Source organism: Solirubrobacter ginsenosidimutans (assembly GCF_027587205.1).
In genome coordinates, this window is record NZ_JAPDOD010000110.1 from 1 (window position 1) to 4,603 (window position 4,603).

Below are 4,603 nucleotides of genomic sequence, written 5' to 3' on the forward strand. Positions count from 1 at the left end.
GCAACCAGGACGCCTGTGCCCACTGCGATCACGACACCGTCGAGCGTGAAGGCCGGGATCGGGGCCCTGGAGTTCACCGACGGTTACCCGAAGGGTGAGACCGCGGAGAAGCTGCGCGACCATCTCGACTACCTACACGGCGTCGAGACGCTCATGAACACCATCCAGGGGGTCTCGGTCTTCGCGATCAGGAAGGCCTTCCTGGAGGCTGGCATCGAGGACGGCGACGTCGCGATCTTCTCCGAGCTGATGGACTCCCGGACGCTGGCCCTGACGGCGAACGCCGACACCGTCTACTTCTGGACGTTCCTGGACCTGTCGCAAGGCCCGCTGGTGCTCGAAACCCCAACCGACACGCTGGGGCTCCTGGACGACATGTGGTTTCGCTGGATCAGCGACTTCGGTCTGCCCGGCGCGGACCGCGGCCAGGGCGGCAAATACCTGGTGGTCGGCCCTGGACATGACGGGCCGCTGCCCGAGGGCGGCTACTACGCCCGTCACTCGCGCACCAACCACGTGCTCCTCGTCGGCCGTGCGTTCATCAACGAGAACCCCGGCGACGACCCCGCCCCGACCGTCGCCCGCATCAAGCAGGAACTGAAGATCTACCCCTACGCCGCCGGTGGCCTGGGCTCAAGCATCGGCGCCTATCTGACCGGGAAGGGCCCGCTCGGCCAGCCGGCCGCTCCGACGAGCCCCCGGTTCGTCGAGGGAACAGGCCTGGCGATCAACACGATCGCGCCTAACGACTTCGGCCACTACGAGATGCTCGATGCGCTCGTGCAGTTGGAGCCGGCGGAAGCACTCGATGTCGAGTTGGCCGGGCAGTTCGCCGCGATCGGGATCGTCAAGGACGAGAAGTTCGCGCCCGGCGAACGACTGCGCAAGATCCTCGACGAGGCAGCCGCCGTCGGCAATGCGGCCTCCCGGACCCTGGGGGTGGGCGCGCACCCGAACGAGGGCTTCCGCTACTACGACGGCGAGACCGCGTGGTTCAACGGGCTCTTCGTCGGCGGGTTCGAGTTCACCAACCCGCCGCCCGAGATCACACCGGACGGCATCAAGCCCTACCCGAACAAGGGAGCCCGCCGGCTGCACTCACGCACCTGGATGTTCTACATCGCGACCTGCATCACCCCGGCCATGTGCATGAGGCTGACCGGCGTCGGGTCGCAGTACCTCCAGGCCAGCGTCGACGCCGACGGCGAACCCTTCGACGGTGCGAAGACCTACCGGCTGAGCCTGCCCAAGGACATCCCGGCGGCCCGGTTCTGGTCGATCAACCTCTACGACAACCAGACCCGTTCCTTGCTGCAGACCCCCCAGCTCTATCCCCGAGCCGGCAGCCAGGAGTACCCCTCACCCGCCGCGACGGCCGAAGCCGACGGCTCCACCGTCATCTACTGCTCGCCCACCCGGCCCGACGACGTTCCCCCCGGCAACTGGATCCAGACCGACCCTGAGAGGGGCTGGTTCACCCTTCTGCGCCTCTACAGCCCGCTGCAGCCCTTCTTCGACAAGACCTGGAGGCCGGGCGAGTTCGAGCTGGTGAGCTAGCGCATCGCCACCCGCCTCATCCTGGCATCACCCACTCAACCTCTGCGGGTGATGCCAGGTCACCCCGCGGGCAACGAGGGTCGCTGTGTGTCTGGCCTTCAGGCCGGCGGGACCCTTGAGACCGCCGAGCCTTCGTTCGATCTCATCGAAGCAAAGTTGGCGCCGCCCGCGCTCCGCGCGGACACGGTGGCGAAGTCGCAGCTGATCGATCGGCTCTGCGCGTCCGAGAGGCGCGTGGTGAGCGTGGTGGCGCCGGCCGGTTTCGGCAAGACCACGCTGCTCGCGCATCTGGCGGTGCGCGACGAGCGTTCGTTCGCGACGGTCTCGCTGGACGAACGCGACAACGATCCGGTGGTGTTGCTGCGCTACGTGGCGGTGGCGCTGAACCGGGTCGTCACGATCCCCGTGTCGGTGTTCGAGGCGTTGTCGATGCCGGGTCGCTCGCTGTGGTCAACGTGCATCCCGCGCCTGTGCGCAGCACTCTCGGCCGTCGCGCACCCGGTCGTGCTCGTGCTCGACGACGTGCACTTCGTGACCGATCCGACGAGCCTCGACGCGGTGGCGGCGCTGCTCAATCATGTTCCGGAGCACTCGCGCATCGTCCTCTCCAGCCGAGAGGAGCCAGGCCTGCCGTTGGCGCGGCTGCGATCGCAGAGACGCCTGCTGGAGGTGGGCGTCGAGGATCTGCGGCTGAACGCCGAGGAGGCGGGAGCGTTGCTGCGCGGCGCAGGCGTCGAGCTCGATGAGCCCGCCATCCGTGAGCTGACAGAACGGACCGAGGGATGGCCGGCGGGCCTCTACCTGGCAGCGCTCTCGTTGCAGGCCGGTGGCTGCGGCGTCTCGACGTTCACCGGCGAGGACCGCTTCGTGGCCGAGTATCTGCGGCTCGAGTTGCTCTCGCGCCTGACGGACGAGGAAGTGCGATTTCTGACGCACACTTCGGTGCTGGAGCGGATGTGCGGGAGCCTCTGCGACGCCGTGCTGGGACGGACCGACTCGGCGGGTGTGCTCGAGTCGCTGGAGCGCTCGAATCGCTTCCTCGTCCCGCTCGATCGCACGCGCACCTGGTATCGCTACCACCACCTGTTCCAGGACCTGCTGCGCAGCGAGCTCGAGCAGCGCGAGCCGGAGTTCCTGCCCGAGCTCAACCGCCGGGCGATGGCGTGGTGTCAGGCCAACGGAATGCCCGAGCCGGCGCTGCACTACGCCCACGCGGCGGGCGAGACCGACGTCATGACGGGCATCTTCGAAGAGCTCGTCCTGCCGACCTACTACGCCGGCGGCGTCACCACGATCGAGTCATGGCTCGACTGGTACGACGACGCGCTGCGCAGTCGCTACCCGACCATCGCGGTACTCGGCGCCTGGGTGTATTTCCTGACCGGACGCGCCGCGGAGGGCGAGCGCTGCCAGCGTGCGGCCCAAGCCAGCACCGCGACGCCCGAACTCCCGGACGGCAGCGCCTCGATCGAGCCGTGGCTCGCGGCGCTGCGCGCCTACACCTGTCCCGATGGGGTCCAAGGAGTGCTCGCGGACGCCGAGCTGGCGCTGGAACAACTCGGCCCCGAAGGCTGGTGGCGACCGACCGCGCAGCTTGCGACCGGTGCGGCGCATGCCTTCCTCGGCGATCCGGAGCGCGCCGGCGCCGCGCTCGTGCTCACCGCCGAGATCGCGGCAGCGGCCGGCTCGTCGGAGGAAGAGACCTTGGCCTTCGCCGAGCTCGCGTTGCTGGCGATCGAAGCGGGCGCGTGGGAGCAGGCCACGACGCACGCCGAGCGAGCGGTTGCGGTGGCCGAAGCGGCGAAGATCGACGACTACCTGGCGAGCGGTCTCGCCTGGGCCGTCAGGGCCCGGGTGGCCGTCCATCATGGGCACACGGAGCGCGCCCGAGAGGACGTCGCGAGGGTCCATCGTCTACGCCCGCTCTTCAATCCCGGGATGGCATGGCTGTCGATCCAGACCGGACTCGAGCTCGCGCGCGTGCACCTCGCGCTCAAAGAGCCCGGCGTCGCGGCAACGGTGCTGAGCGAGTCCGAAGCGATCCTGCGTGTCCGCCCGCACCTCGGCGCGCTCACCGAGCTGGCGCACGAGCTGCGTGCACGCATCGAAGCGAGCACTTCGCCGAGTGGCGAGTGGGCCCTCAGCCTCACGGCCGCCGAGCTGCGCCTGCTGCCGTTGCTGACGACCCATCTCGCCTTCCCCCAGATCGGCGAGCGGCTCCACCTCTCGCGCACGACCATCAAGACCCAGGCGATCTCGATCTACCGCAAGTTCGGCGTGTCATCGCGAGACGAGGCGATCGACCGCGCCATCGAGCTCGGCCTGCTGGAGGACGAGCGCTACCCGGCCATGGACCTCGCGAGATGATCGTCAATCGAGGGTGTGGATGGTGAACGCGACCGCGAAGCCGAGCGTCGTCACGACCCCGACGTACTTGGGGGAATGCTCGTACGCCTCGGGCATCATCGTCTGCGCGAGCATCGTCAGGATCGCGCCGGCCGCGAACGTCAGCACGAACGCGACAGTGTCCGGCGAGGAGTCTTGGAACAGGCCGTAGCCGGCGAGTGAGGCGAGCCCGGAGATCACCGCGATCGCGATCCACATCCAGAGGATTCGCGACTTCTTCCAGCCGGCGCTGAGCAGGCCGGAGGTCGAGGAGATCGATTCGGGCAGGTTGGAGATGAAGACCGCGACCAGGTAGGCAGCGCCAACCGCCCCACCTTCGAAGATCGTCAGCCCGATCACCATGGACTCCGGGATCCCGTCGAGCACCGTTCCGAGCACGATCGCGAGCGGCGAGCCGCTCTCTTGGTCGCCGTCCGGGTCCTTGCGATCGCCGCCGCCGAGCCGGTCGATCCACAGGTTGCCGCCGAAGAACACCAGACAGCCGGCGAAGAGGCCGCCGACCGCCCATCCGTGGCCGCTCGACTTGTCGACCGCCTCTTCGACGAGGTCGAAGGCGAGCGCGCTGATCAGCACGCCCGCGCCGAAGGCCATGATCAGCCCGATCGTGCGCAGGTTGATCTTGAACACGAGCGCGATGATC

Annotated in this window: 3 protein-coding genes; 2 read left to right on the forward strand and 1 reads right to left on the reverse strand. The window is 68.4% G+C overall.

All coding sequences use genetic code 11. The features are described from left to right. Positions 1 to 15 precede the first annotated feature (15 nt). Both OM076_RS44250 and OM076_RS46660 read left to right on the forward strand, forming a co-directional pair. Complete coding sequence (locus OM076_RS44250) at positions 16 to 1,557, forward strand: DUF1254 domain-containing protein (RefSeq protein WP_270046679.1); 1,542 nt, start codon at positions 16 to 18, stop codon at positions 1,555 to 1,557. Positions 1,558 to 1,644: 87 nt separating this feature from the next. Then, entirely contained in the window at positions 1,645 to 3,924 is a 2,280-nt protein-coding gene (locus tag OM076_RS46660; RefSeq protein ID WP_270046681.1) for a helix-turn-helix transcriptional regulator, read from the forward strand. Between the two features lie 3 nt (positions 3,925 to 3,927). On the opposite strand, the gene OM076_RS44260 is transcribed toward OM076_RS46660, so the two are convergent. After that, the coding region (locus tag OM076_RS44260; protein ID WP_270046682.1) for a ZIP family metal transporter at positions 3,928 to 4,603 on the reverse strand (676 nt) is incomplete at its 5' end.